Origin of the sequence: Diaphorobacter sp. C33 (genome assembly GCF_030503915.1) — a bacterium.
In the GTDB taxonomy this organism is placed as follows: Bacteria; Pseudomonadota; Gammaproteobacteria; order Burkholderiales; family Burkholderiaceae_C; genus Diaphorobacter; species Diaphorobacter nitroreducens.
This window is the reverse complement of the sequence record NZ_CP129980.1, coordinates 1,349,501-1,372,820: the sequence shown is the minus strand read 5'-3', so window position 1 is coordinate 1,372,820 and position 23,320 is coordinate 1,349,501. Positions and strand designations below refer to the sequence as shown.

Annotated in this window: 23 protein-coding genes, 1 tRNA gene and 1 riboswitch; of the genes, 8 read left to right on the top strand and 16 right to left on the bottom strand. The window is 67.0% G+C overall.

Going from position 1 to position 23,320, the window contains the following annotated elements; translation table 11 throughout:
• Positions 1 to 6: 6 nt before the first annotated feature.
• The 4 genes from QY917_RS06500 to QY917_RS06485 are packed head-to-tail and all read right to left on the bottom strand — an operon-like array spanning position 7 to position 3,083.
• Positions 7 to 936, bottom strand: a complete 930-nt coding sequence (locus QY917_RS06500) for a thiamine phosphate synthase (protein WP_123675753.1) — start codon at positions 934 to 936, stop codon at positions 7 to 9.
• 2 nt (positions 937 to 938) lie between these two features.
• Entirely contained in the window at positions 939 to 1,751 is an 813-nt protein-coding gene (locus QY917_RS06495; protein ID WP_123675754.1) for a thiazole synthase, read from the bottom strand.
• Between the two features lie 13 nt (positions 1,752 to 1,764).
• On the bottom strand, positions 1,765 to 1,962 hold the full coding sequence (gene thiS, locus QY917_RS06490) for a sulfur carrier protein ThiS (protein WP_011805049.1): 198 nt from the start codon (positions 1,960 to 1,962) through the stop codon (positions 1,765 to 1,767).
• Positions 1,959 to 3,083, bottom strand: coding sequence for an FAD-dependent oxidoreductase (locus tag QY917_RS06485; protein ID WP_123675832.1), 1,125 nt, complete (start codon positions 3,081 to 3,083; stop codon positions 1,959 to 1,961). The genes thiS and QY917_RS06485 overlap by 4 nt, the downstream gene beginning before the upstream one ends.
• Before the next feature lie 60 nt (positions 3,084 to 3,143).
• Positions 3,144 to 3,266, bottom strand: a riboswitch (TPP riboswitch).
• 109 nt (positions 3,267 to 3,375) lie between these two features.
• Between QY917_RS06485 and thiD the strand changes: the two genes are divergently transcribed.
• Positions 3,376 to 4,227 carry a bifunctional hydroxymethylpyrimidine kinase/phosphomethylpyrimidine kinase gene (thiD, locus tag QY917_RS06480; protein WP_047351324.1) on the top strand — a complete coding sequence of 284 codons (852 nt, stop codon included), beginning with the start codon at positions 3,376 to 3,378 and terminating at the stop codon, positions 4,225 to 4,227.
• Between the two features lie 67 nt (positions 4,228 to 4,294).
• On the opposite strand, the gene QY917_RS06475 is transcribed toward thiD, so the two are convergent.
• The 11 genes from QY917_RS06475 to QY917_RS06425 all read right to left on the bottom strand — a co-directional run bounded on the left by QY917_RS06475 (position 4,295) and on the right by QY917_RS06425 (position 15,043).
• The gene (locus QY917_RS06475) at positions 4,295 to 4,693 is read right to left on the bottom strand and encodes an SH3 domain-containing protein (protein ID WP_250645006.1); all 399 of its coding nucleotides are present in this window, start codon (positions 4,691 to 4,693) and stop codon (positions 4,295 to 4,297) included.
• A 337-nt stretch (positions 4,694 to 5,030) separates the two neighbouring features.
• Positions 5,031 to 6,095, bottom strand: coding sequence for an NAD(P)/FAD-dependent oxidoreductase (locus QY917_RS06470; protein WP_123675755.1), 1,065 nt, complete (start codon positions 6,093 to 6,095; stop codon positions 5,031 to 5,033).
• 24 nt (positions 6,096 to 6,119) lie between these two features.
• The gene (gene fdxA, locus QY917_RS06465; RefSeq protein ID WP_011805054.1) at positions 6,120 to 6,443 is read right to left on the bottom strand and encodes a ferredoxin FdxA; all 324 of its coding nucleotides are present in this window, start codon (positions 6,441 to 6,443) and stop codon (positions 6,120 to 6,122) included.
• 102 nt (positions 6,444 to 6,545) lie between these two features.
• Entirely contained in the window at positions 6,546 to 7,934 is a 1,389-nt protein-coding gene (locus QY917_RS06460; RefSeq protein ID WP_123675756.1) for a sulfate adenylyltransferase subunit 1, read from the bottom strand.
• Positions 7,934 to 8,866 (bottom strand): sulfate adenylyltransferase subunit CysD, encoded by a 933-nt coding sequence (gene cysD, locus QY917_RS06455; RefSeq protein ID WP_123675757.1) that lies wholly within the window; start codon positions 8,864 to 8,866, stop codon positions 7,934 to 7,936. Before cysD ends, QY917_RS06460 begins: the two co-directional genes overlap by 1 nt.
• Positions 8,867 to 8,927: 61 nt before the next feature.
• A complete protein-coding gene (locus QY917_RS06450; protein WP_123675758.1) occupies positions 8,928 to 9,569 on the bottom strand; it encodes a phosphoadenosine phosphosulfate reductase family protein in 642 nt (213 codons plus the stop codon).
• Positions 9,566 to 9,961 (bottom strand): DUF934 domain-containing protein, encoded by a 396-nt coding sequence (locus QY917_RS06445; RefSeq protein WP_011805058.1) that lies wholly within the window; start codon positions 9,959 to 9,961, stop codon positions 9,566 to 9,568. Before QY917_RS06445 ends, QY917_RS06450 begins: the two co-directional genes overlap by 4 nt.
• A 25-nt stretch (positions 9,962 to 9,986) precedes the next feature.
• Positions 9,987 to 11,774 carry a nitrite/sulfite reductase gene (locus QY917_RS06440; RefSeq protein ID WP_123675759.1) on the bottom strand — a complete coding sequence of 596 codons (1,788 nt, stop codon included), beginning with the start codon at positions 11,772 to 11,774 and terminating at the stop codon, positions 9,987 to 9,989.
• A gap of 154 nt (positions 11,775 to 11,928) precedes the next feature.
• Entirely contained in the window at positions 11,929 to 13,848 is a 1,920-nt protein-coding gene (gene mnmC, locus QY917_RS06435) for an FAD-dependent 5-carboxymethylaminomethyl-2-thiouridine(34) oxidoreductase MnmC (RefSeq protein ID WP_123675760.1), read from the bottom strand.
• 36 nt (positions 13,849 to 13,884) lie between these two features.
• Positions 13,885 to 14,550: a trimeric intracellular cation channel family protein gene (locus tag QY917_RS06430; RefSeq protein ID WP_011805061.1), complete on the bottom strand. Its 666-nt coding sequence runs from the start codon at positions 14,548 to 14,550 to the stop codon at positions 13,885 to 13,887.
• A gap of 220 nt (positions 14,551 to 14,770) precedes the next feature.
• The gene (locus tag QY917_RS06425; protein WP_011805062.1) at positions 14,771 to 15,043 is read right to left on the bottom strand and encodes an oxidative damage protection protein; all 273 of its coding nucleotides are present in this window, start codon (positions 15,041 to 15,043) and stop codon (positions 14,771 to 14,773) included.
• A gap of 138 nt (positions 15,044 to 15,181) precedes the next feature.
• Between QY917_RS06425 and QY917_RS06420 the strand changes: the two genes are divergently transcribed.
• From QY917_RS06420 to QY917_RS06400, 5 genes are all read left to right on the top strand, one after another.
• Positions 15,182 to 16,201, top strand: a complete 1,020-nt coding sequence (locus QY917_RS06420) for a sulfate ABC transporter substrate-binding protein (protein ID WP_015913438.1) — start codon at positions 15,182 to 15,184, stop codon at positions 16,199 to 16,201.
• A gap of 210 nt (positions 16,202 to 16,411) precedes the next feature.
• Positions 16,412 to 17,101, top strand: coding sequence for a glutathione S-transferase family protein (locus QY917_RS06415; protein WP_172206996.1), 690 nt, complete (start codon positions 16,412 to 16,414; stop codon positions 17,099 to 17,101).
• A 43-nt stretch (positions 17,102 to 17,144) separates the two neighbouring features.
• Positions 17,145 to 18,611 carry a deoxyribodipyrimidine photo-lyase gene (locus QY917_RS06410; RefSeq protein ID WP_123675762.1) on the top strand — a complete coding sequence of 489 codons (1,467 nt, stop codon included), beginning with the start codon at positions 17,145 to 17,147 and terminating at the stop codon, positions 18,609 to 18,611.
• 113 nt (positions 18,612 to 18,724) lie between these two features.
• Positions 18,725 to 18,814 (top strand) — tRNA-Ser (locus tag QY917_RS06405).
• A 334-nt stretch (positions 18,815 to 19,148) separates the two neighbouring features.
• Positions 19,149 to 19,325 (top strand): hypothetical protein, encoded by a 177-nt coding sequence (locus tag QY917_RS06400; protein ID WP_287804986.1) that lies wholly within the window; start codon positions 19,149 to 19,151, stop codon positions 19,323 to 19,325.
• A gap of 182 nt (positions 19,326 to 19,507) precedes the next feature.
• Here QY917_RS06400 and fabI read toward each other — a convergent pair whose 3' ends face one another.
• Positions 19,508 to 20,308 (bottom strand): enoyl-ACP reductase FabI, encoded by an 801-nt coding sequence (gene fabI / locus QY917_RS06395; RefSeq protein ID WP_015913435.1) that lies wholly within the window; start codon positions 20,306 to 20,308, stop codon positions 19,508 to 19,510.
• A gap of 89 nt (positions 20,309 to 20,397) precedes the next feature.
• Between fabI and QY917_RS06390 the strand changes: the two genes are divergently transcribed.
• Positions 20,398 to 22,272, top strand: coding sequence for an extracellular solute-binding protein (locus QY917_RS06390; protein ID WP_123675763.1), 1,875 nt, complete (start codon positions 20,398 to 20,400; stop codon positions 22,270 to 22,272).
• 7 nt (positions 22,273 to 22,279) lie between these two features.
• Positions 22,280 to 23,317, top strand: a complete 1,038-nt coding sequence (locus QY917_RS06385) for a microcin C ABC transporter permease YejB (protein WP_011805074.1) — start codon at positions 22,280 to 22,282, stop codon at positions 23,315 to 23,317.
• The last annotated feature ends 3 nt before the right edge of the window (positions 23,318 to 23,320 follow it).

Sequence of the window (23,320 nt, the reverse complement as noted above, 5' to 3'; positions counted from 1 at the left end):
ACGGGGCTATCGCCTGCCGGCGTCCATGGCCCGCATGAGCTGCGCCGCAGCGGCTTCCGGCTGATCGGCCGCCACCACGGCGCGCACCACGGCGATCGCCCCCACTCCGGTGGCCAGGACTTGCGGGAACTGGGCCAGGCCAATGCCGCCGATGGCAACCAGCGGATAGCCGCGCATCAGCCGGGCATAGCCCGCCAGCCGCGCCACGCCCTGGGGCACTGTGGCCATTTTTTTGAGTGTGGTGGGGAACACCGCGCCCATGGCGATGTAGCTGGGGCTGGCCGCGTCGGCGCGCACCATCTCGGCATAGCCATGCGTGCTCACGCCCAGGCGCGCCCCGGACTCGCGCAGCGTGCGCAGCTCTTCGGGGCTCAGCGCATCCAGATCCTCCTGGCCCAGGTGCACGCCATAGGCCCCGGCCGCGATGGCCTGGCGCCAATGGTCGTTAATGAACAGCAGCGAAGCGGTGCCTTGCACGGCCTGCACTGCGGCGTGTACCTCGCGCGTGATGGCCGCAGGGTCATCACTTTTGAAGCGCAGCTGCACCGTCGGCACGCCGGCCTGCGCCATGCGGCCCACCCATTGGGCATCGGGCAATACGGCGTAGAGACCCAGGTTCTGCGGGCAGGCTGCAAAGGGGTGCGTATGGGGACGCGGCTGCAGTCCGAAGTCTGCGGGCTCGTCGGGCCACTGCGCCGGGTCGAAGCGGCCGGTGCGCCGCGTCTGCGCAGCCCAGGCGCGGGCCAGGCAGTCTGCGTCATGGGCGATGAAACCCAGGGCGCCGCAGGCCGCAAGGGCTGCGCGGTACACGGGGTCTTCCACGGTTGTTGCCGGCATCGGCTGGGGCGAGAAGTCCGCGAACGCCGACGCATGGTGCTGGCGGATGGCTTGCTCCATGGCGGCTGCAGAAGGCAATGGTGGGGCGGCTTGCGGCATGCTCAGCCCTGCGCGTGGTGCCAGAACGGCGTGCCCAACACGGGCGTGCTGGGTTGCGCCGCCTCCTGCGGCGTCATCGCGCCGGCCATGCGGGCGGCGCGGCCTGCGGCCACGGCATCGGCAAAGGCACCGGCCATTTGCACGGGGTTGGTCGCCAGGGCCACGGCCGTGTTGAGCAGTACGCCGTCGTAACCCCATTCCATCACCTGGCAGGCGTGGGACGGCAGGCCGAGGCCGGCGTCCACGAGCAGCGGCACGTCCAGGCGCTCGCGCAGCAGCTGCAGGCCATAGGGGTTCACCGGGCCGCGGCCCGTGCCGATGGGCGCCGCCCACGGCATGACGGCTTGGCAGCCCACGTCCACCAGGCGCTGGCACAGCACCAGGTCTTCAGTGCAGTAGGGCAGCACGTAGAAGCCTTCGCGGACCAGTTGCTCGGCTGCCTGCACCAGGTTCAGCGTATCGGGCTGCAGCGTGTAGTCGTCGCCGATCAGTTCCAGCTTGATCCAGGGGGTGTCGAAGACTTCACGCGCCATATGGGCGGTGGTGATGGCTTCCTGCAGGCTATGGCAGCCGGCGGTGTTGGGCAGCACCGGCACCTGCAGGCGCTTGAGCAACTCCCAGAAGCTGCTGCCGGATTCGGCCGGGTTGCTGCCCTGGCGGCGCAGCGATGCGGTGAGCATCGCGGGCCGCGCGCGCTGCACGGCTGCCTCCAGCACGGCGGGAGACGGGTAGCGCGCGGTGCCCAGCAGCAGGCGGCTCTGGAACGCCTGGCCGTAGAGCACCAGCGTGTCGGGGGAAGAGGTAGGACTGTTCATGGGTGAAAAAGGCTCAACCGCCGGTGACCGGCGCAATGATTTCGATCTGGTCGCCGGACTGCAGGGCGTGCGCGGCATAGCGGGCACTGGGCACGAACTGCAGGTTCACGGCCACGGCAAACGGGGGCTGGGGGGCCAGGTGGGCCACGGCGTCGGCGACGGTGGCGCCATCGGGCAGTTGCACGGCGTTTTGGTTGATGAATACGTTCATGTGTGCAGCGCAGCTTCGCGGTCGAGCTGCAGCGAGAGGTCGAATCCAGGGGCGAGCTCGGATTGTCCCGTGTTCAGCACCTGCATGACCACATCGAGCATGGCCGGCGCGATCATGAAGCCGTGGCGGTACAGACCGTTGACCTCCAGCACGCGATCCTGCACCACGCGCACGGCGGGCAGGTTGTCGGGCAGGGTGGGGCGGCAGTGGGTTGAGATCTCCAGGATACGCGCCTCGGCAAAGCCCGGATGTACGGCATAGGCGGCGCTCAGCAGCTCCAGCGTGGAGCGCACGCTGGCGGGCGACATGTCGTCGGATTCGATCTCGGTCGCGCCGATAACGAACAGGTGGTTCTCCTTCGGTGCGATGTAGATCGGGTAGCGGGGATGCACGATGCGCGTGGGGCGCTGCAGCGTCACGTCGGGCGCGTGCAGGCGTACCACTTCGCCGCGCAGCCCGCGCAGCTGCGGCCATTGCGCGCGCGCGCCCAGGCCCCGGCAGTCCAGCACCCAGTCGGGCTGGCCGGCCTGGCCGGGAGTGAAGTCGGCCGGCCGGCGCGCGCTGCCCCAATGCGTGACCACGCCCAACTGGTCCATGGTGGCGGCCAGCGCGGCCAGTGCCTGGCGGTTGTCCAATTGGCCCTCGCCGGGCAGGTACAGGCCCTGGTGGAAGCGCTGTGCGGCCGTGGGTTCCAGTGCGGCCACGCCGGCGCTGTCCAGCGCCTGCATGCGCGGCAGCCCGGGCACCAGGCCTTGGGTCTGCTCGAACTTCAGTCGCATGCGCGCGGCTTCGGGCGCGTCCTGGCGGTGCCACAGGATCAGCGTGCCGTCATGTTGGAAGTACACCGGTGCGGCCAGCGGTGCCAGCAGCTCGGGCCAGCGCGCCAGCGAGTGCACGCCCATGCGCACCACGCCGGGCTCGGCCACGATGGATTCGGCCAGGGGGGCCACCATGGCGGCGGCCACGTAGGCTGCGGCGCCTTCGGCGGCACGGGTGCCGGCCTCGTGCACCTCAACGGCGTGGCCCTGGCGGGCGAGTTCGACGGCCAGCAGGCGGCCCATGAGGCCCGCGCCCAGGATGGTGACGCGGGAGGAGGAGCGAAGGGTGGGGAAAGTGTGCATCGTGTCCGTGATGAAAGGCCAGGCCAAACAACCAAAGGACAAAACGGGAGCGCGCGGCGCGCCGATGCTGTTGAAACTCCCCACGCCAGCATGACCTGGATCGGGTGCTTAGGGTATTTCTCAGTCGCCTGCCGCTTTCGTCAACACGTTCTTAGTGCGGCGGGGACACCCCTGTTTCGTCCGTGGCCGGCATTACAGCACAGGGGTGGTGCCCCTGTTGTTGACGTGGCGCAGGCTCTGGCGTTGCCGCGGCTGCGTTGAATGCGCTGCGGCTTGGCCGATAATTTTTGCCATGAACCAAGAGACACAGACGCCCGGCGGTGGCCGGCGCTATGCGCGCGTGTTGACCATCGCGGGCTCCGACAGCGGCGGCGGCGCGGGCATACAGGCCGACCTGAAGACCTTCAGCGCCCTGGGCTGCTACGGCATGACCGCGATCACCGCCATCACCGCGCAGAACACGCGCGGCGTGACGGGCATCCACGGCATTCCGCCCGAGATGCTGCGCGCACAGATCGACGCCGTGGTCGAGGACATCGGCGTGGACGCGGTGAAGATCGGCATGCTGCATTCGCCTGAGGTGGTGCAGGTGGTGGCCGACGCGATTCTTCGCCATGGCTTGCCCAACGTGGTGCTGGACCCGGTGATGGTCGCCACCAGCGGCGACCGGCTGATTGCCGAGGAGACCGTGGGCACGCTGGTGCGCGCGCTGTTCCCGCTGGCCGCCGTGGTCACCCCCAACCTGGACGAGGCCGGCTGGCTGCTGGGCCGCGCCATTGCCGACGAAAGCGCGCTGGACGCGGCCGCCACCGACTTGCTGGCGCTGGGCGCGCGCGCGGTGCTGCTCAAGGGCGGGCATCTGCCGGGCGACCGGGTGGTGGATGTGCTGGCCCTGCCTGGCGACGAGCGCCACCGCCTGGAAGCTGCGCGCATCGTCACGCACAACGGCCACGGCACGGGCTGCACCTTGTCGTCGGCGATCGCTGCGCACCTCGCATTGGGCCAGCCGCTGGCGCAGGCGGTGCGGTTGGCGCGCCAGTACATTCTGGGCGCGATCGCTGCCGGGGCTGATGTGCGCACCGGTCACGGCCACGGGCCGCTCAACCATGGCTATGCGCCGGTGGCGCAGCGTGTGATCGAGTAACGGGCGGCTGAGGGAGCGCCGGGCACCGCGCGCGCCACAGGCCCACACCGCCGCGGCACCCGAAATATCACCAGCCCCAGGTCAGGCGCCGGGCCACCCAGCCCTTTTGCCCGTCTTCGCGCTGCACCCGGGCCCAGCTGCCCGACTGGCCCAGGCTGCGCACCACCTCATGCTGCTGCAGCTTGCCCACGGTCTTGTGCTGCTGGCCGGGGCCGGCGCGCAGGTTGGCGACGCGTGCCGTCACCACGCGGTGCGGCGTCTTGCTGGTCAGCGGCGCATACACCCAGCCGAGCGGCTCCTCGAAATCCCGCACTTGGAGCCACCGGCCCTTGCGCTGCTGCACCTGCAGCGGATAGCCCCGGCCCAGCTCCCACAGCGTCGCCGAGCGGGTGCTGGGCTTCTCGCGCACGTTGACCGCATTGCCCTTGATGCTGACGAACTCGCGCGCCTGCACGCCGGCGGGCATGAGCAGGGGCAGGGCCAGCGCGGCGGCGGCCAGGGCTTTGGACAAAATGCGATGCGGCAGGGGCAGTGCGAAGGGCACGGGGTGATCTCCTTGGAGTTGGAACTGAGGGATGACAACCCCCAGGTGGAGGGCCGCCCGCGTGCGAAGTTCCGGCCGTTTCAGGCGTGAACCGATGGCCGAAACGTCAATTGCTATGAAAAATATAGCTACCAGTGCAATATACAAGCCATTATTAGACAATTTTCTATTTGGAAACAAGGCAGAACGCGCGCTGCAAGCTCCTGCTTCAATAGCGCCCGGCGCATTGCCGCAGGGCGCGCCGCGCCGTCGACGCAGGTCAGCGGGCCGGGGCGACGCCCAGCCGGGCTTGCAGCCGTTCGCTGCTGGTGGTGTATTCCAGGGGCAGCTTGTGGCCCGCCTGCCGTTCGGCCTCGGCGAAGGCGGCGAGGGTGGCTTCGTGGAAGCCGCACAGGATCAGCTTGCGCTTGCCGGGGTAGGTGTTGATGTCGCCGACGGCGTAGATGCCGGGGACGCTGGTGGCGAAAGTGGCCGTGTCCACGGTCAGCTGCTTGCGGTCCATCGCCAGGCCCCAGTCGGCGATGGGCCCTAGGCGCGGAGAGATGCCCAGGTAGGCCAGCAACAGGTCCAGCGGCTGGCGCTGTGGCTCGCCTTGCGGGTCCAGCAGGGCCAGCGCCTGCAGGGTGCCGTCGGGCGCTGTCTCCACGCCCGTGATCTGGCCGATCACGACCTGGATGCGGCCCGCCTCGCGCAGTGCCTGCAGTTGCGCCAGCAGCGCGGGCGCGGCCTGGAAGGCATCGCGCCGGTGCAGCAGCAGCACCTGCGCGGCAGCGTCCACGCAGTCCAGCGCCGCCTGCACGGCCGCCTCGTCGCCGCCATGTACCACCACGCGCTTGCCGGCCGCGGCACGGGTGGCCGTGGCGGCGTCAGGGTGGTAGAGCAACTGGCCGGGTGCCAGCGCCTCTACCCCCTCGGCCTTGATGGCGCGCGGCACGAAGGCGCCCACGCCCGCGGCGATGAAGACGCTGCGTGCCAGCAGCGCGGTGCCGGCGGTGGTGGTGAGCAGAATACGTCCTTCGGCCTGCGCGGCCAGCGTGTGGACCTGCTGGCCCAAGTGCAGCGTGGGGGCGAAAGGGGCGATCTGCCGCTGCAGCAGTTCCACGAGCCCCTGGCCCGTGCACACAGGGATGCCGGGAATGTCGTAGATGGGTTTGTCGGGATACAGCTCGGCGCACTGGCCGCCCACATGGGGCAGCGCATCAACCAGGTGCGCCGCGATGCCCTGCAGCCCGAGCTGGAAGACCTGGAACAGCCCCACTGGCCCGGCGCCGATCACCACGGCGTCCGCGGCCTGGGGCGTCGGGCTGCTGGGGGATGGGTGCATGCGGGCGTGGCGGGAGCGCGGGAGTCAGCGCTCCAGCTGGTCCAGCTTGCCGGGCTTGCCGTTCCAGTCGTCAGCGTCGGGCAGCGCTGCCTTGCGCTTGGTGATGCTCTTGAACTTGGGCGTCAGCTCGGCGTTGATCTTGATGAAGGCCAGCTGGTCGCTGGGCAGGTCTTCCTCGGCAAAGATGGCGTTGGCCGGGCATTCGGGGATGCACACGGCGCAGTCGATGCACTCGTCGGGGTCGATCACGAGGAAGTTGGGACCTTCGCGGAAGCAGTCCACGGGGCACACATCCACGCAATCGGTGTATTTGCACTTGATGCAGTTTTCGGTGACGACGTGAGTCATGAGTAGTTGTGTTCTGGTATGGGGTTAGCCCGCGATTTTAGGCCGACCGCCGCCTCAGCAGGCCAGCCAACCATGCCTGAGGCGCGGAAACCTTAACGTTGATCAAGCTTTTGGGGCCGGTGCGTTCACCAGCACGGCGCCCGCCGTCTTGTGGCTGGCTGTGTCGACCAGGATGAGCGAACCGAGCACGCGGCTGCGCGCGAACGCCGCCGCGGGCAGGGGTTCCTGCAGCAGCAGCTCCACATGGCCGATGGCATTGGGCTCCAGTTGGGTGGCGTCTTCCTCGGCCAGGGTGTTGATGTCCAGACGGTGAACCACGCGGCGCACCTTGACCTTGACCCAGCGGTGGCCGTGCAGCGCCCAGTACACGCGGCCCGCCACCAGCGGCTCGTCGTCCATCCACGCGATGGTGGCGGTGATCTCGCGCTGGCCGGGCCATGCGGGCACGGTGACGGGGGTGTCGAAGTCGTCCTCGGCCGCGGCAGCGGGTGCGGGCGCAGCCACGATCCAGTCGCCGCGCGAGACGTCCACCTCGCGGTCGAGGGTGATGCCCGCGCTCTGGCCCGCGGCCACGCCGGTGGCGCGGCGCGCATGGTCCAGCACCTGCGCCACCTGCGCCAGCTGGCCGCTGGGGAAGATGGCGACCTGCGCACCCGGCTGCACGCGGCCCGTGCCCACCCGGCCCCAGAACACGCGGCGCCCCTGCGAGGTGTCGGACGAGGAAGAAAATTTCTCCACCCACTGCACCGGGAAGGCCAGGGGCAGGCCGGCGTCGGGCGGGGTGTTGGGCAGCCGCTCCAGGATCTGCAGCAGGCTCGGGCCCGCGTAGTCGCACCAGCCGGGCTTGGCCTCTACCACGTTCCAGCCCTTGAGCGCCGACACCGGCACCACGCCCGCCACCGCGATGCCCGCGTGCCGGGCGAACTGCTCCAGCGCGGCACGGATGTGACGGTAGGCGAGCTGTGGGTCGGCCACGGCGTCGAGCTTGTTCACGGCAAACACCAGCGAATGCACGCGCAGCAGGTGCACCAGCAGGCTGTGGCGGCGCGTTTGCGGCAGCAGCGTGAGTTGCGGGTTCTGCCAATCAAGTTTGGTGGCGTCCACCAGCACCACGGCGGCGTCTGCCTGGGAGGCGGCGGTGACCATGTTGCGCGTGTACTGTTCGTGGCCGGGCGCGTCGCCGATGATGAACTTGCGCGCCTCGGTGGCGAAGTAGCGGTAGGCCACGTCGATGGTGATGCCCTGCTCGCGCTCGGCACTGAGGCCGTCGGTCAGCAGCGCCAGGTCGGTCTCTCCGCCGCGCTGCACGCCGGCCAGGTGGTCCTGCAGCACGGCGCGGCTGTCCACCAGCAGGCGGCCGATCAGCGTGCTCTTGCCATCGTCCACGCTGCCGCAGGTGATGAAGCGCAGCGCGGAAATGTGATCATTTGTGCCGCTAGCGCTTTCTGGTTGTGCGCTGGAAGCTATTGAATTGATAGTGGCGGTGGTCATCAGAAATACCCGTCTTTCTTGCGCTTTTCCATCGAGGCGTCGCTGGTCTTGTCGTCCATGCGCGTGGCGCCGCGCTCGCTGACCTCGGCGGCCAGGGTCTCGATCACGATTTCGCCAGCCGTGGCGGCCAGGCTTTCCACCGGGCAGGTGCAGGTGATGTCGCCCACGGTGCGAAAGCGCACGGTGCGCGTCTGCACCGCTTCGCCGTCCTTCGGGGGCGTGAGCGGCGTGACGGGCACCAGCAGGCCGCGGCGCTCCACCACTTCGCGCGGGTGGGCGTAGTACAGCGATGGCAGGGCGACCTGCTCGCGCTCGATGTACTGCCACACGTCCAGCTCGGTCCAGTTGCTGATGGGAAAGACGCGGAAATGCTCGCCGGGGGCCAGGCGGGTGTTGAACAGCGTCCACAGCTCGGGGCGCTGCGCCTTGGGCTGCCATTGGCCGAAGCTGTCGCGGTGGCTGAAGATGCGCTCCTTGGCGCGCGCCTTCTCCTCGTCCCGGCGCGCACCGCCGATCAAGGCATCGAAGCGGAACTCCTCAATCGCTTCGAGCAGCGTGACGGACTGGTGCACGTTGCGCGATTCGCCGGGGTGGGCCAGGCGCACGGTGCCGCGCGCCATCGAATCCTCGACGCTGCGCACGATGAGTTCGGCGCCCAGTTCCTTCGCGCGGAAGTCGCGGAAGTCGGTCACCTCGGGGAAGTTGTGGCCCGTGTCGATCATCAGCAGCGGGTAGGGAATGCGGCCCGCGCCGAAGGCCTTCTCGGCGCACTTGAGCATGACCAGCGAGTCCTTGCCGCCCGAGAACAGCAGGGCGGGGCGCTCGAAGGCCGCAGCCACCTCGCGCAGGATGAAGATGGTTTCTTCTTCCAGCGCGTCCAGGTGGCGGTTGCTGAGCTGGTTGAGCACTTGGGAGTCAACACGGGCGTTCATTCGATGTTCCAGTCAAATCTGGCTCCAGCGCTTGTGGGGCAAGCGCAGGCAGCTATCGTTTTTAGTGGGCCAGGTGCAGGCCGCATTCGCGGTTGTCTTCGCCCTTGGTGGGGTCCACGTAGTCAAAGTTGTTGGGCAGGCCGTGCTGCTGGCAGTACTCGTGCAGCTGTTTGGACGACCAGTGCAATAGCGGCGCGACCTTGATCAGGCCGTCGGGGTTGATGCTCACGGGCTCCATCTGCGCGCGCACGGCGGTGTCGGTGGCGCGCAGCGCGGTGAACCACACCCGGGGTGCCGTTTCGCGCAGGGCGCGGGCGAAGGGTTCGAGCTTCACCTCTTCGGTGAACGCGGCGTGGCGCGGGTCGTCCAGTGCGGGCGTCGGGCCTTCGACGGCCTCGCGGTGGGCGCGCGAGCGGCGCGGCAGGTAGATCTTCAGGTTGAGCCCCAGCTGCTTCGTCACCGCGTCGGCAAAGCGGTAGGTGGCGTCGGTGTTGTAGCCGTTGTCCATCCAGACCACAGGCACGCCCGGCTGCACGCGGGTGACCAGGTGCAGGATCACGGCCTCGAACGGGCGGAAATTGGTGGTGACGATGGGCGTCTGGCCCAGGCCCAGCGCCCAGGCCACCAGGGCGGCGGCATCGTGGCCGTGCTCGGCGTTGACGCGGGCGAGTTCGGCGGCGCTGACCGCCGTGGCGGTGCTCATGCGGCCTCCCGGGCGAACAGTGGGCGCGGCTCCAGCACGTCGCCCTGGTAGAAGGCGGCATAGCGCGCGAACTGGCGTTCGGCCGCGGCCGGGTCCACGCCGGGCGCCAGCACCGCGCTGCTGAAGCCGCTGCGGTGCATGTGCACCAGCTGGTCGATCAGCACGTCGCCCGTGGCGCGGATATCGCCCGCAAAGCGGTAGCGGCGGCGCAGCAGCAGCGCCTGGCTGTAGGCGCGGCCGTCGGTGAACTTGGGGAACTGCAGCTCGATGCGCTGCACGCCCTCCAGCGCGCCTTCGGCGGCCAGCGCGGCCAGGTCGGCGTCGTTGGCGATCTGCAGGGTTTTGAGGTCGTCAGCGCCCAGGGACAAAGCGCCAGCAGCTATGATTTTCATAGTGTTCGAGATCTTTCGGATGGGGTCAGGCCACGGCTTCTTCGGCCGCCTTGGGATGGCGCGCGCCGTTGGCGGCGGCCTTGAAGGGGTCCTGGCCCACGCGGCGCAGGGTGTCGATGAACAACTCGCCGCCCTTGCGCAGCGCGCGGTAGGTGTCCAGCAGCGCCTCGATCACGTCGGGCACTTCGGCGGCCGAGAACGACGGGCCGACCACCTTGCCGCCGATGGCCGGGCCGGACAGCTGCGTGCCGTCGGAGCCGCCCAGCGTGATCTGGTACCACTCCTTGCCGTCCTTGTCCACGCCCAGGATGCCGATGTGGCCGCTGTGGTGGTGGCCGCAGCTGTTGATGCAGCCGCTCATGTGCAGGTCGATGGGGCCGATGTCGAACAGCTCGTCCAGGTCCTGGTAGCGCTCGGTGATGGCCGCGGCGATGGGCAGCGAACGCGCGTTGGCCAGTGAGCAGAAGTCGCCGCCGGGGCAGGCGATCATGTCCGTCAGCAGGCCGATGTTGGGCTGCGCCAGGCCCAGCTTGCGCGCGGCCTCGTACAGCGCGGGCACGTCGGCTTCGTGCACCCAGGGCAGCAGCAGGTTCTGCTCGTGCGTCAGGCGCGCCTCGCCGGCGCTGAACTGGTCGGCCAGTTGGGCCAGGGCGTCCAGCGTGTCGCCGTCGGCATCGCCGGGCGCAAAGCCCACGCGCTTGAACGACAGTGTCACCGCCTTCAGCCCCGCCATGCGGTGGCCGCGCACGTTCTGCTGCAGCCAGCGCTGGTACAGCTGGCCGGAGGTGTTCACGCCATGCGGGAGGCCGGCGGGCCGCAGCGGTGGCACGACGAAATGGCCGGTCACGCGGTCCAGCTCGGCCTGGGTGATGGTGTGGGGGGCGCCGTCCTGCTCCAGGATGGCGCGGTATTCGGCCTCCACCGCGTCGATGAACTGCTGGCCTTCGCTCTTGACCAGGATCTTGATGCGCGCCTTCCACTTGTTGTCGCGGCGGCCGTAGCTGTTGTACACGCGCACGATGGCTTCGATGTAGTTCAGCAGCTGGTCCCACGGCAGAAATTCACGCACCACGGTGCCGATGACGGGCGTGCGCCCCATGCCGCCGCCCACCTTGACGGCAAAGCCCACCTCGCCAGCCGCGTTCTTCAGCGCCTGCAGGCCGATGTCATACCAGCCGGTGGCGGCACGGTCTTCCGCGGCGCCGTTGAAGGCGATCTTGAACTTGCGCGGCAGGTAGGTGAACTCGGGGTGCAGCGAGCTCCACTGGCGCGTGATCTCGGCGAACGGCCGGGTGTCCACGATCTCGTCCTCGGCGATGCCGACGTAGGCCTCGCAGGTGATGTTGCGGATGTCGTTGCCGCTGGTCTGGATGCCGTGCATGTGCACGCTGGCCAGCAGGTCCATCACGTCGGCCGCGCGGGTGATGGGAATCCAGTTGAACTGCACGTTGGTGCGCGTGGTGAAGTGGCCGTAGCCGTAGCGCAGCGGTGGCGCGGCCAGTGTCAGGCCCGGCTGGGCGGCCTGCAGCTGGTCCTGCGTGGCCTGGGCATGGGCCAGCAGTTCGGGCGTGGGGCGGTCGTATTCGCGGGCGATGTGAGCCAGCATGCGCAGCTGAGCGCTGTTGATGTCGCCATAGGGCACGGCGATGCGGGCCATGGGCGCGTAGCGCTGGATGTACCAGCCGTTTTGCAGGCGCAGGGGCAGCAGTTGCTCGTCGGTCAACTCGCCGCGCTGCCAGCGTTCGAGCTGATCGCGGAATTGCTGGGCGCGCAGGTGGACGAACTGGCGGTCGAATTCGGTGTACTGGTACATGGCAGGGCCGTGGGCGTTTCAACACAGGTGCCGCCGGGCCCCGAATGGCGCCCGCAGCATCGATGGGCGCACTTTAAAAGTCTGTCTTATAAAGACAAACTATTTTTTAATGCTTCATATATTCCGTTATTTGTATATGAAATGCATGTCGGGTTCACTGTGGCTCATACCCTAGCCAGCGCTCGCTGCTCAACGCGCGCGCCAGAGGGGCGTCCAGCGGCAGGGGCTCACTGTGCAGCCGCGCGGCGATCAGTTCGCCGCACAGCAATGACAGCGTGAGCCCGCGCGCGCCCATGGCAGTGCACAGCCACAGGCCGGGTTGGCGCACCGAGTCCACCGGCCCCACGATGGGGCGGCGGTCCAGCGCGCCGCAGCGCACGGCCGCCCAGGTGCGCACGGGGCCGTCCGGCGTGGTGGCAGCCTGGGTGAAGGCGGCGTCCATGGCAGCGCCCAGGGGGGGCAGCAGCGCGTGCAGTTTGGCCTGATTGGTGGCCAAGCCCTTGGCGTGGTCGTCAGGGCTGGGGGGCAGGGCGGTCTTCAGGCGCTCGAACGTGGAGCCCAGCACCCAGCCTGCGCCGTCCTGCAGCGGCACACGGGGCACCAGGTTGCCGTTGCCATTGAGCGGCTGGGGCGGCCAGGGGGCGCCCGCGGGGGCCTGGGCATGCAGGCCCCAGGCCAACTGGCCGCGCAGCGGATTCATGGGCCAATGCGCGTGCGTGAGCGGGCCGGTGTGGTGCCCGGCGCAAACCACGGCAAGTTCCGCCTCGGCCAGCATGCGCCCCTCGGCGTCCAGTGCCTGCCAGAGGGGCTGGCCGTCGACGGTGGTGCGGCGCAACTCCGCCACCGCCGCGCTGCCGCGCCAGTGGATGGCCGGGTCGTTCAGCAGGTGGGCGATGAACTGGGGAGGGCGCACCCAGCCTGCGTGCTCGTGCCAGCAGGCCACCGTGTCTGCCGATAAGCCGTTAGCCTGCAGTTGCGCGGGTGTTGCGGGGCGACTCCAGTCCAGGCCAGGCCCGTCGCTCCAGGCCAATCCTGTGGTGCCGTCCACACGGTGCTCCAGCGTGCCGCACACGCTCCAGTCGGTGCCGCGCGTCTCGGCTGGAAGCTGCGCCAGCGTATTCAGCGTGGTGCGTACCCCCGCGCGCGACAGGCGCGAGATCAGGTTGTCGTCCTGCGAGACATTGGGCGCGAACACCCCCGCCGGCAGGCCGGATGCACCGGCGGCAGGGTGATCGGCCTGGTCCAGCACCTGGACCTGCCAGCCACGGTGCGCCAGGCTGGCCGCCACGGCGGCGCCCGCCAGTCCTGCGCCCACCACCAGGCAGCGGGCCGGGGCGGCCACCGTGGCGTCTGGCAGCACGGGCTGGCCGGCGCGTGGCTCCCAGCGGGGCGCGTAGGTGGCCTGCAGGTTGTCGCGCTTGGGGTGGACACCCGGCACCTTTTGCACCTCGAAGCCGCACTGCACCAGCCCGTCCCGCACGCCGCGCGCCACCGTCCACGTCGCCAGGCGGGTGCCGCGACGGCAGCAGCGCGCCACGGCCTTGAGGGTGTGGATGTCCCACATTTGCGGGTTGTGCTGGGGGTCGAAGCCGTCCAGGTACACCGAATCCGCCATGGGGTGCTGCTGCCTCAGCAGGGTTTGCGCGTCACCGATGTACAGCGTGAGCAGCACCTGCCCGCCGTCGAACGAGAGCCGGTGCACGCCCGGCAGCAAGCCCCAGTACTGCGCCGCCAACTGCTGGGCCAGCGATTGCAGTGTGGAATCGATGGGAGCGGCGCGCAGCAGATCGGCCGCGCTCACGGGCCAGGCCTCGCAAGAAACGAAGTGCAGCCGCTGTGGCCGGTGGGGGTCGGCGCGCCACGCGGCCCAGGTCACGAGGAAGTTCAGGCCCAGGCCGAAGCCGGTTTCCAGCACGCGCCACTGCGGCTGGTTCTGCCAGGCCTGGGGCAGGCCGCAGCCGGCGAGAAATGTGCCGCGGGCTTGTTCCAGGCCGCCTTGCTCGCTGTGGTACCGGTCTGAGAAGCGCGGGCTGTAGGGCGTGCCGTCTTCCAGCCATTCAATCGGTTCGGACATGGTGTCGGGAGGCGCGAAAAGATTACAGAAACAGTGTCATTCCCAGCGCTGCTGGTACGAGAACACCGGCAGGCGCCAGTGGTAGTGCAGTGCCAGCAGCCGCAGCGCCAGGCCGGCGGCGAAACACACCAAAGTGCTGAGGTTGTTTTCCACTTCCATCGTGCGCAGTCCCAGGAACAGCAGGCACACGGCCAGGGATACGCTGGCGTACAGCTCGCGCCGAAAGACCACGGGCACCTGGTTGCACAGCACGTCGCGCAGGATGCCGCCGCTGATGCCCGTGAGCATGCCGGACATCACCACCACCACGGGCGGGTAGCCCAGTTCCAGGGCCACATTGCATCCGATCAGCGAGAACGCGATCAGCCCCATGGCGTCCAGCAGCAGGAACACGCGCTTGATCCGGTGCAGGTAGCGCGCGACCACCGTCGTCAGCAGGCCTGCGGAAATCACCAGGTACACGTATTCCGGGTGCTGCGTCCAGCCGATCGGGTAGTGGCCCAGCACCATGTCACGGATGGTGCCGCCGCCCAGCGCGGTCACAAAGGCGATCACGCTGACACCGAAGATGTCCATGTTGCGCCGGCCTGCGGCCAGCGCGCCAGACATGGCCTCGGCCGTGATGGCCACAAGGTAGATCACCAGCAGGGTGGTGAACTGTGAGAACTGGAACGAGTCCAGCAAGGACACCGACGGCAACATGAATATCTCCTCAGGGAGCCGGGCCTGGGCCGCCTGCCAGGCGCCGTGGGCTACAACGGCAACGCCCCCGCCACAGTGATGCGACGGGGGCGACTGCAAAGAGGCGCTGCTTCAGCGCAGCGCTGCGTTATGCGCCGGGCGGGACGCAGCCAGCCTCAGCGTCTGCGCCGCGCCAAAGAAGTGGTTTTATCGAAACCGCTTCTTGCAGCGCTGCACTGCGTTACGCGCTGGGCGGCACATAACCCGCCGCAGCGTCTGCGCCGCTGCCGAAGAAGTGGTTTTCCATCTGGCGGGCGAGGTATTGGCGCGCGCGCGCGTCGGCCAAGTTCAGGCGGTTCTCGTTGACCAGCATGGTCTGGTGTTTGATCCAGTCGGCCCAGGCTTGCTTGCTCACGTTGTCATAGATGCGTTTGCCCAGATCGCCGGGGTAGGGCGCAAAGTCGAGGCCTTCGGCTTCCTTGCCGAGCTTGATGCAGTGGACGGTACGTGCCATGGAGCGATTCCTTGCTGAAACTTCAGACGTCAATGGAATAACGAACTGAAATCTTATTGGTTTGGATTTTGAAGGGCGACTTCCAGAATGCCTTGCATCGGTGAACCGCACCGACGCACCCTGCAACGAAAGCCCTTCATGAACAATCGCCGCGACTTTATCAAGTTTCCCCTGGCCACCGCCCTGACGGCGGTCATGTCCCTGACGTCTTTGCCGTCGTTCGCGCAGCCCGCCCAGTTCCTCAACGTGTCCTACGACCCCACGCGTGAACTCTATGTGGCCTACAACCAGGCCTTCGCACGCCACTGGAAGGCCAAGACGGGGCAGGAAGTGCAGTTCAAACAGTCGCACGGCGGCTCGGGCAAGCAGGCGCGTTCGATCATCGATGGCATCGACGCCGACGTGGCTACGCTGGCCCTGGGCGGAGACGTGGATGCGCTGGCCCAGCACGGCCTGCTGGCGCCCGCTTGGCAAAAGCGCCTCCCGCACAACTCGGCGCCCTATACCTCCACCATCGTGTTCTTGGTGAAGAAGGGCAACCCCAAGGGCGTGAAGGATTGGGATGACTTAGTCAAGCCCGGCGTGCAAGTCATCACACCCAACCCCAAGACCAGCGGCGGGGCCCGTTGGAACTATCTTGCCGCCTGGGAGTTCGCCAAGCGCAAGTACGGCAGCGACACTCAAGCCAAGGATTTCGTGTCCAAGCTCTACAAGAACGTGCCGGTGCTCGACACGGGTGCGCGCGGCTCGACCATCACCTTCGTGCAGCGCGGTGTGGGCGACGTGCTGCTGGCCTGGGAGAACGAGGCGTTTCTTGCGCTCAAGGAGTTCGGCAAGGACAAGTTCGAGATCGTCGTGCCATCGCTGTCCATCTTGGCCGAACCCACGGTGGCGGTGGTGGACAAGGTGGTGGACAAGAAGGGCACGCGCGCGCTGGCGGAGGAGTACCTTGCTTACCTCTATTCCGACGAGGGGCAGGACATTGCTGGAAAGAACTTCTACCGTCCAACCAGCGAGAAGGCCAAGGCCCAGTACGACAAGCAATTCCCCAAGCTCACACTGGCCACCATCGACCAGGCTTTCGGTGGCTGGGCCAAGGCCAATCGGGAGCATTTTGCGGACGGCGCACTGTTTGACCAGATCTACAGCCGGCGTTGATCCGTCTTTGGATGAAAATCGGCGCTAAGCTTTGATAAGTAAGCGCTATAAGCTATCAAAAATATAGTTTGCAAAGCGCCCCGCGCTCCTTTGGCGAAGTGAGGGACGTGGGTCCGGGCCTCGGCGCGAGGGACAGCACACCCATGGCGGGGCACGCCGTGCCGCGGCAGGCGCCAACCCTTCGCGCGCGACTGCACTACCATGCCGCCCATGCTGACCGTTCACCACCTGGAAACCTCGCGCTCCCAGCGCATTCTGTGGCTGCTGGAAGAACTGGGCGTGCCCTACGACATCCGCCGTTACTCGCGTGACCCCGTGACCAAGCTGGCGCCACCAGAGCTCAAGCGGGTGCACCCGCTGGGCAAGTCGCCCGTCATCACCGAAGGCGACATGGTAGTGGCCGAATCTGGCGCCATCATCGAATATCTGGCCGAGCGCTACGGTGCACAGGCACCGGCGGATCTGGCCCATCTGGAACCCGCGCGCGGTACGGCAGAACATCGCCAGTGCAGGTTCTGGATGCATTACGCCGAGGGATCCCTGATGAATTGGCTGGTGATGAAGCTGGTGTTTGACACCATTGCGCGCCAGCCCATGCCGTTTTTTGTGCGCCCCATCGCGCGCACCCTTTGCGCCAAAGTGCAGCAAAGACTCATCGGCCCGAACGTGCAAACCGCGCTGGCTTTCATGGACGCGCACCTGGCACAGCACGACTGGTTCGCCGGGGGCCACCTGACCATGGCCGACTTTCAGATGAGCTTTGCCGTCGAGGCGGCCCTCGCGCGCGGGGGCGACGAAACGGCCTGGCCGCACCTGGTGGCCTACCGCCAGCGTATGCGGGCGCGTCCAGCCTACCAACGGGCGCTGGAGCAGGGCGGCCCCGTGGTGATGCAGGCCTGAGGGGCACTGCCGCGCCGTCAGCCAGACCAGTCCTTCTCGTCCCATGCAAGCCAGCGCCCTTGTGTGGCTGCGGCGCGATCTGCGCTGCCATGACCACGCCGCCCTGTACCACGCACTGCGCCGTTTCGAACGCGTGTACTGCGTCTTCGTCTTTGACACCGACATCCTCGATGCGCTGCCGACCCGGTGCGACCGGCGGGTGGAATTCATTCACGCCAGCGTGTGCGCATTGGATGAGGACCTGCGCGCGCTGGCGGCGCGCAGTGGCGCCCCCGGCGGCGGCCTGATCGTGCGCCACGGTACGGCGGTGCAGTGCATCGTGCAATTGGCCCGCAGCCTGGGCGTGCGCGAAGTGCTGGCCAATCGCGACTACGAACCTGCAGCCCTGGCCCGCGACCGCCGGGTGGCAGACGGCCTGGCGGCGTGTGGCATCGCGTTCAGCGACTACAAGGACCAGGTGCTGCTGGAGCAGGGCGAGGTGCTGAACCAGCTGGGCCAGCCCTACAGCGTCTTCACGCCATACAAACGCACTTGGCTGCAGAAGCTGGATGCCTTCCAGACCAAGCCTTATCCCGTGGAGCGCCACGCACATCACCTGGCCGTGCCCCCGGCGGGGGAGCGGCTGCCCACGCTGGCGGATCTGGGCTTCGTGGCCACCAACCTGGCTGATTTGCAGCTGCCTGTGGGCTCGCGCGGCGCGCAGCAGTTGCTGCAGGATTTCCTGCCGCGCATGGCAGCTTACAAGCTGGCGCGCGACTTTCCTGGACGTAAAGGCGTGTCCTACCTGTCGGTGCATCTGCGCTTTGGCACCGTGTCCATCCGCCAACTGGCCTCACTGGCCGCGCGACAGGCCGCGCAAGGCTGCGAAGGCGCGCAGACCTGGTTGTCCGAACTGGCGTGGCGCGACTTCTATTTCATGATTCTGTGGCACCACCCGCACGTGGTCACCCAGGCATTTCGCCCCGAGTACGACCGCGTCCAGTGGGATGACGCGCCTGAGTACTGGCAGGCATGGTGCGCGGCGCGCACTGGCTATCCGTTGGTCGACGCCGCCATGCGCCAACTGCTGCAAACGGGCTACATGCACAACCGGCTGCGCATGGTGGTGGCGAGCTTCTTGACCAAGGATTTGGGTATCGATTGGCGCCGTGGCGAGCGCTTCTTTGCCCAGCACCTGAACGACTACGACCTGGCTGCAAACAATGGCGGCTGGCAATGGGCGGCGTCAACCGGCTGCGACGCTCAGCCCTGGTTTCGCATCTTCAACCCGGTGGCGCAGTCGCAGAAGTTTGACCCCGACGGCAGGTTTATCCGCCGCTATCTCCCAGAGCTGGCGTGTGTTCCTGATAAGCACCTCCATTTCCCTGCAGGCATGAAGCCGCTCGAGTTGCAGGCCTGTGGGTTGCGTTTAGGCATCGACTATCCACTGCCGGTAGTGGACCACGCCATAGCACGGGAGCGTACCCTGATGCGGTTCCATTTCTTAGGTCGCCCGCGAGAGGCATCCTGAAAGGCGGGGAACCGGGATGTCCCATCTTGGGATCCATGAGGAAGCATGTTTTTTCGAGGGAACAGTCAGATCTTTGAAAAAGTGTCTGTGCATCATCTATAATGGAGGGCTTCGGAGAGGTGGATGAGCGGTTTAAGTCGCACGCCTGGAAAGCGTGTGTGGGCTAATCCCCACCGCGGGTTCGAATCCCGCCCTCTCCGCCAGTCGTTCCAAGGGTTAGCAGGTACTCATCTGCTAACCCTTTTTCGTTGCGGCTCCTCTGAAAACGAGGGCTGTAGTAGAGGCAGCATCCCGGCAAACCATATAAGGTTGGCATGTGAACTAAGCTGGGCCGGTTATGCCATTACTGGATGGCGAGATGACCGCCGCGCCTGCGACGGATGCGGCCAGCCTGTACAAGGCAAGCGGCCACGCTGACTCCCCGGCACAGCGCGAACCTGTGGGTGACCGAGGCACTGGGGCACGGCTTTGGCGTGGGCGGCGGCCTGAACTATATGGGAGCGCGGTTTGCCAACCCTGGCAACTCGGTCACCTTGCGTGGCTACCACGGTGGATGCCATGGCCTACTACTGCCTGGGCGCCTGGGATGTGCAACTCAAGCTGAACAATCTGTTTCGACCACCGCTATATCGTGGCGGGCATGGCAGTTCGCCGAACCTGAACCTGGCGGGTGCCCCGCGTTCGGCGCAGGTGGTGGCACGCTACCGATTCTGAGATCCAGGCCCCGGGTCATGCCGCAGGAATCCTGGCGCGCCGACAAAGGCGCGATCATGGGCAACCAGCGGTCCTGAAAAGGCCGCGCACAGTGACCGAAACGAACAACGGGCCTTACAGGCCCGTTGGTTCTTCAAGCAAGGGCGGTGTGGCGCACCCACCCCGCAGTCATTTCAGCAGGCTCACACCTGGTCTGCCGAGAGCCCGGCGGTTTGGCTGAAGCCGCCGTCCACATAGGTGATCTCGGCTGTCACGCCGCTGGCCAGGTCGGACAGCAGGAACGCGGCCACGTTGCCCACGTCTTCGATCGTCACGTTGCGACGCAGCGGGGCGGCGTCAGCCACGCGGCCCAACAGCTTGCCGAAGTCCTTGATGCCGCTGGCGGCCAGCGTCTTGATGGGGCCCGCGCTGATGCCGTTGGCACGGATGCAGCGGCCGTCTTCAGTGCGGCCCACGGCTTCGGCCAGGTAGCGCACGCTGGCTTCCAGGCTGGCCTTGGCCAAGCCCATGGTGTTGTAGTTGGGAATGGAGCGCAGGGCGCCCAGGTACGACAGCGTCAGCAGCGACGACTTGTCGTTCAGGTAGGGCAGGGCCGCCTTGGCCATGGCCGGGAAGCTGTAGGCACTGATGTCGTGGGCCACCTTGAAGGCTTCGCGAGAGAGGCCTTCCAGGAAGTTGCCGGCGATGGCCTCGCGCGGAGCAAAGCCGATGGAGTGCACGAAGCCGTCGAACTTGCCCCAGGCGGCGCCGATGTCGGCGAACAATTTGTCGATCTGCGCGTCGTCGGCCACGTCGCAGTCAAAGACCAGCTTGGAGTCGAATTCGGCGGCGAACTCGGTGATGCGGTCCTTGAAGCGCTCGCCCACGTAGCTGAAGGCCAGTTCCGCGCCTTGTTGGTGGCAGGCCCTGGCGATGCCGTACGCGATCGAGCGATTGGACAGCACGCCCGTGATGAGCAGCTTCTTGCCGGCGAGAAAACCCATTGTTGTTCTCCTGAAATGCGATGTGCGAAGGAAAATGGCAAGCGTGACGCGGGGGCTTGCGGGCCGCTTGCGTGGTGCAGAATTGTCGCATGCGGTTCTGGCGTATCTGTTTATTGATCGGTTGGCTGGGAGGGAGCAGCGTGGCGGGCGGGACGGCCTGGGCCGCGCATGCCTACGCGATGTGGGGGGCGCCCGCGCTGGCGGCCGACTTCGCGCACTTCCCCTACGTCAACCCACAGGCGCCCAAGGGCGGCGAACTGCGCCTGGTGAGCAATCTGCGCACCTCCACCTTCGACAAGTACAACCCATTCACGATCCGCGGCAACGCGCCGGCCTACCTGTCGGCGCTGATGTTCGACTCGCTGCTCACCGGCTCGCTGGACGAAACGGCCACCGGCTATGGACTGCTGGCCGAGGATGTGGCGGTGGCGCCGGATGGCCTGTCAGCCACCTTCAGGCTGCGGCCCGAGGCGCGCTTTCACAACGGCAAGCCGGTGCTGGCCCAGGATGTAAAGCACAGTTTCGACACCCTGATGGGCCCTCACACCTCACCGGGCTACAAAACGCTCCTGATCGAGGTGGCCGGTGTGGATGTGCTGGACGACCGCACCGTGCGCTACCGCTTCAAGGCGCCCAACCGCGAACTGCCGCTCACCGTCGGGGGGCTACCCGTGTTCAGCCGCGACTGGGGGCTGGGCGCCGACGGCAAGCCCAAGCCCTTCGACCAGGTGGTGATGGACATCCCCATCGGCAGCGGACCGTACAAGATCGGCCCCGTCAACTTCGGCAAGGACATCACCTATGTGCGCGATCCCCAGTATTGGGCGCGCGACCTGCCCGTGCGCAAGGGGACGGCCAACTTTGACCGTGTGCTGGTCAAGATCTACAAGGACAACACTGCGCGGCTGGAGGCGCTGAAGGCCGGCGAGTTCGATCTGATGCGGTTTTTCAGTGCGGGCGATTGGGCGCGGCGGGTCAACGGCCGCAAGTTCGACACGGGTGAGCTGGTCAAGGGCGAGTTCGCCAACAAGCTGCCCTCGGGCTTCCAGAGCTACGTACTGAACACCCGCCGCCCGCTGCTGCAGGACCGCCGCGTGCGAGAGGCCCTGGGGCTGGCGTTCGACTTTGAGTGGATGAGTCGCCAGCTTTTCTATGGTGCCTATCAGCGCGTGCGCGGCATCTTCGGCAACACCATGTGCGAGACGCAGGGCATGCCCACGCCGCAGGAGTTGGCCTTGTTGGAGCCCTGGCGCAAGGATCTGCCCCCCGCGGTCTTCGGCCCCATGTTCGAGCCGCCCACCACCCACGGCGCCACCACGCTGCGCGACAACCTGCGCCGCGCACAGGCGCTGCTCCAGGAGGCAGGCTGGCAGGTGCAGGATGGCGTGCTGCGCAACGCCAGCGGCCAGGCCATGGTGCTGGAATACATGGACAGCAGCGAAGGCGGCGTGCGCACGTTGTCCTCGTGGATGCGCAACCTGCAAAAGCTCGGCATCACGCTCAAGTTCCGCTCGGTGGACTTCGCGCTGTACCAGCAGCGTCTGCAGAAGTTCGACTTCGACATCACCACCATTGCCTACCAGGGCACCAACAACCCGGGGCAGGAGTTTGCCGACCTGTTCGGCAGCGCGGCGGCAGACCAGGAAGACTCGGGCAATTTCCCCGGCGTAAAGAGCCCGGCCGTGGACGCAATGATCCGTGCCATGGTGTCTGCCAAGACGCAGGAACAGATGTTGCCCGCGTGCCATGCGCTGGACCGCATCATTGCGCATGGCCACTACCTCATTCCGCAGTGGTCCGCGGGCACCCATCGCATGGTCTACAACGCCTGGCGCCTGGACCGGCCCGAAGTGGTGCCGCCGTATTCGACCGGAGAGATGTGGGCGGTGGATACGTGGTGGGCCCGTTCGCCTACGCTGACCGCCGAGACTGCGCCCAAGGCCGCGACGCCGCGCAAGGACTGAAACCGCCATGTTCGCCTACATCCTCAAGCGCATCCTGCTCATGCTGCCTACGCTGTTGGGCGTGTTGCTGTTGACCTTTGTCGTGATCCAGTTCGTGCCCGGCGGTCCGGTGGAGCAGTACCTGGCCGAGGCCAAGGCCGGCGCTGCCGGCATGGGCGGGGGCGGCGAGGGCGGCGGCATGGCCTATCGCGGCGCGCAGGGCGTCGATCCCAAGCGGCTGGAGCAGATCAAGCAGCTCTATGGCTTTGACAAGCCGGCGCACGAGCGCTTCTTCCAGATGCTGGGCCAGTTCGCGCGCTTCGACCTGGGGCGCAGCTTCTTTCAGAACAAGGACGTGTGGCAACTCGTGAAGGAGAAGCTGCCCGTGTCCGTCAGCCTGGGGTTGTGGACCTTCTTCATCAGCTACCTCGTGGCGGTGCCGCTGGGTGTGGCCAAGGCGGTGCGCGCCGGCTCGCGCTTTGACTTCGTCACCACGCTCATCATCCTGGTGGGCTACGCGATCCCGGGTTTCGTGCTCGGCGTGGCGCTGCTGGTGATCTTTGGCGGGCAATTGCAGTGGTTCCCGCTGCGCGGGCTGACCTCGGCCAACTGGGACGAACTGGGCCTGTGGGCCAAGGTGACGGATTACCTGTGGCATATCGCGCTGCCCATCACGGCCATGGTGGCCGGCAGCTTTGCGGTGACGGCGATGCTGACCAAGAACGCTTTTCTGGAAGAGATCCGCAAGCAATATGTGCTCACCGCGCGTGCCAAGGGACTGACAGACCGGCAGGTGCTCTACAAGCACGTGTTTCGCAATGCGCTGATTCCCATCATCACGGGCTTTCCATCCGCCTTCATCGGCGCGTTCTTCGCGGGCTCGCTGCTCATCGAGACGCTGTTCTCGCTCGACGGCCTGGGCCTGCTGTCCTATGAGAGCGTGATCCGCCGCGACTACCCCGTGGTGTTGGGCACGCTGTACCTGTTCACCCTGATCGGGCTGGTGACCAAGCTCATCAGCGACCTGTGCTACGTGTGGGTGGATCCCCGCGTCAAGTTTGATTGAAAT

Excerpts from the sequence above, each read along its gene's own strand:
- QY917_RS06500 (WP_123675753.1), bottom strand. The coding sequence starts at position 936 with ATGCCGCAAGCCGCCCCACCATTGCCTTCTGCAGCCGCCATGGAGCAA.
- QY917_RS06495 (WP_123675754.1), bottom strand. The coding sequence starts at position 1,751 with ATGAACAGTCCTACCTCTTCCCCCGACACGCTGGTGCTCTACGGCCAG.
- thiS (WP_011805049.1), bottom strand. The coding sequence starts at position 1,962 with ATGAACGTATTCATCAACCAAAACGCCGTGCAACTGCCCGATGGCGCC.
- QY917_RS06485 (WP_123675832.1), bottom strand. The coding sequence starts at position 3,083 with ATGCACACTTTCCCCACCCTTCGCTCCTCCTCCCGCGTCACCATCCTG.
- thiD (WP_047351324.1), top strand. The coding sequence starts at position 3,376 with ATGAACCAAGAGACACAGACGCCCGGCGGTGGCCGGCGCTATGCGCGC.
- QY917_RS06475 (WP_250645006.1), bottom strand. The coding sequence starts at position 4,693 with ATGCCCGCCGGCGTGCAGGCGCGCGAGTTCGTCAGCATCAAGGGCAAT.
- QY917_RS06470 (WP_123675755.1), bottom strand. The coding sequence starts at position 6,095 with ATGCACCCATCCCCCAGCAGCCCGACGCCCCAGGCCGCGGACGCCGTG.
- fdxA (WP_011805054.1), bottom strand. The coding sequence starts at position 6,443 with ATGACTCACGTCGTCACCGAAAACTGCATCAAGTGCAAATACACCGAT.
- QY917_RS06460 (WP_123675756.1), bottom strand. The coding sequence starts at position 7,934 with ATGACCACCGCCACTATCAATTCAATAGCTTCCAGCGCACAACCAGAA.
- cysD (WP_123675757.1), bottom strand. The coding sequence starts at position 8,866 with ATGAACGCCCGTGTTGACTCCCAAGTGCTCAACCAGCTCAGCAACCGC.
- QY917_RS06450 (WP_123675758.1), bottom strand. The coding sequence starts at position 9,569 with ATGAGCACCGCCACGGCGGTCAGCGCCGCCGAACTCGCCCGCGTCAAC.
- QY917_RS06445 (WP_011805058.1), bottom strand. The coding sequence starts at position 9,961 with ATGAAAATCATAGCTGCTGGCGCTTTGTCCCTGGGCGCTGACGACCTC.
- QY917_RS06440 (WP_123675759.1), bottom strand. The coding sequence starts at position 11,774 with ATGTACCAGTACACCGAATTCGACCGCCAGTTCGTCCACCTGCGCGCC.
- mnmC (WP_123675760.1), bottom strand. The coding sequence starts at position 13,848 with ATGTCCGAACCGATTGAATGGCTGGAAGACGGCACGCCCTACAGCCCG.
- QY917_RS06430 (WP_011805061.1), bottom strand. The coding sequence starts at position 14,550 with ATGTTGCCGTCGGTGTCCTTGCTGGACTCGTTCCAGTTCTCACAGTTC.
- QY917_RS06425 (WP_011805062.1), bottom strand. The coding sequence starts at position 15,043 with ATGGCACGTACCGTCCACTGCATCAAGCTCGGCAAGGAAGCCGAAGGC.
- QY917_RS06420 (WP_015913438.1), top strand. The coding sequence starts at position 15,182 with ATGAACAATCGCCGCGACTTTATCAAGTTTCCCCTGGCCACCGCCCTG.
- QY917_RS06415 (WP_172206996.1), top strand. The coding sequence starts at position 16,412 with ATGCTGACCGTTCACCACCTGGAAACCTCGCGCTCCCAGCGCATTCTG.
- QY917_RS06410 (WP_123675762.1), top strand. The coding sequence starts at position 17,145 with ATGCAAGCCAGCGCCCTTGTGTGGCTGCGGCGCGATCTGCGCTGCCAT.
- fabI (WP_015913435.1), bottom strand. The coding sequence starts at position 20,308 with ATGGGTTTTCTCGCCGGCAAGAAGCTGCTCATCACGGGCGTGCTGTCC.
- QY917_RS06390 (WP_123675763.1), top strand. The coding sequence starts at position 20,398 with ATGCGGTTCTGGCGTATCTGTTTATTGATCGGTTGGCTGGGAGGGAGC.
- QY917_RS06385 (WP_011805074.1), top strand. The coding sequence starts at position 22,280 with ATGTTCGCCTACATCCTCAAGCGCATCCTGCTCATGCTGCCTACGCTG.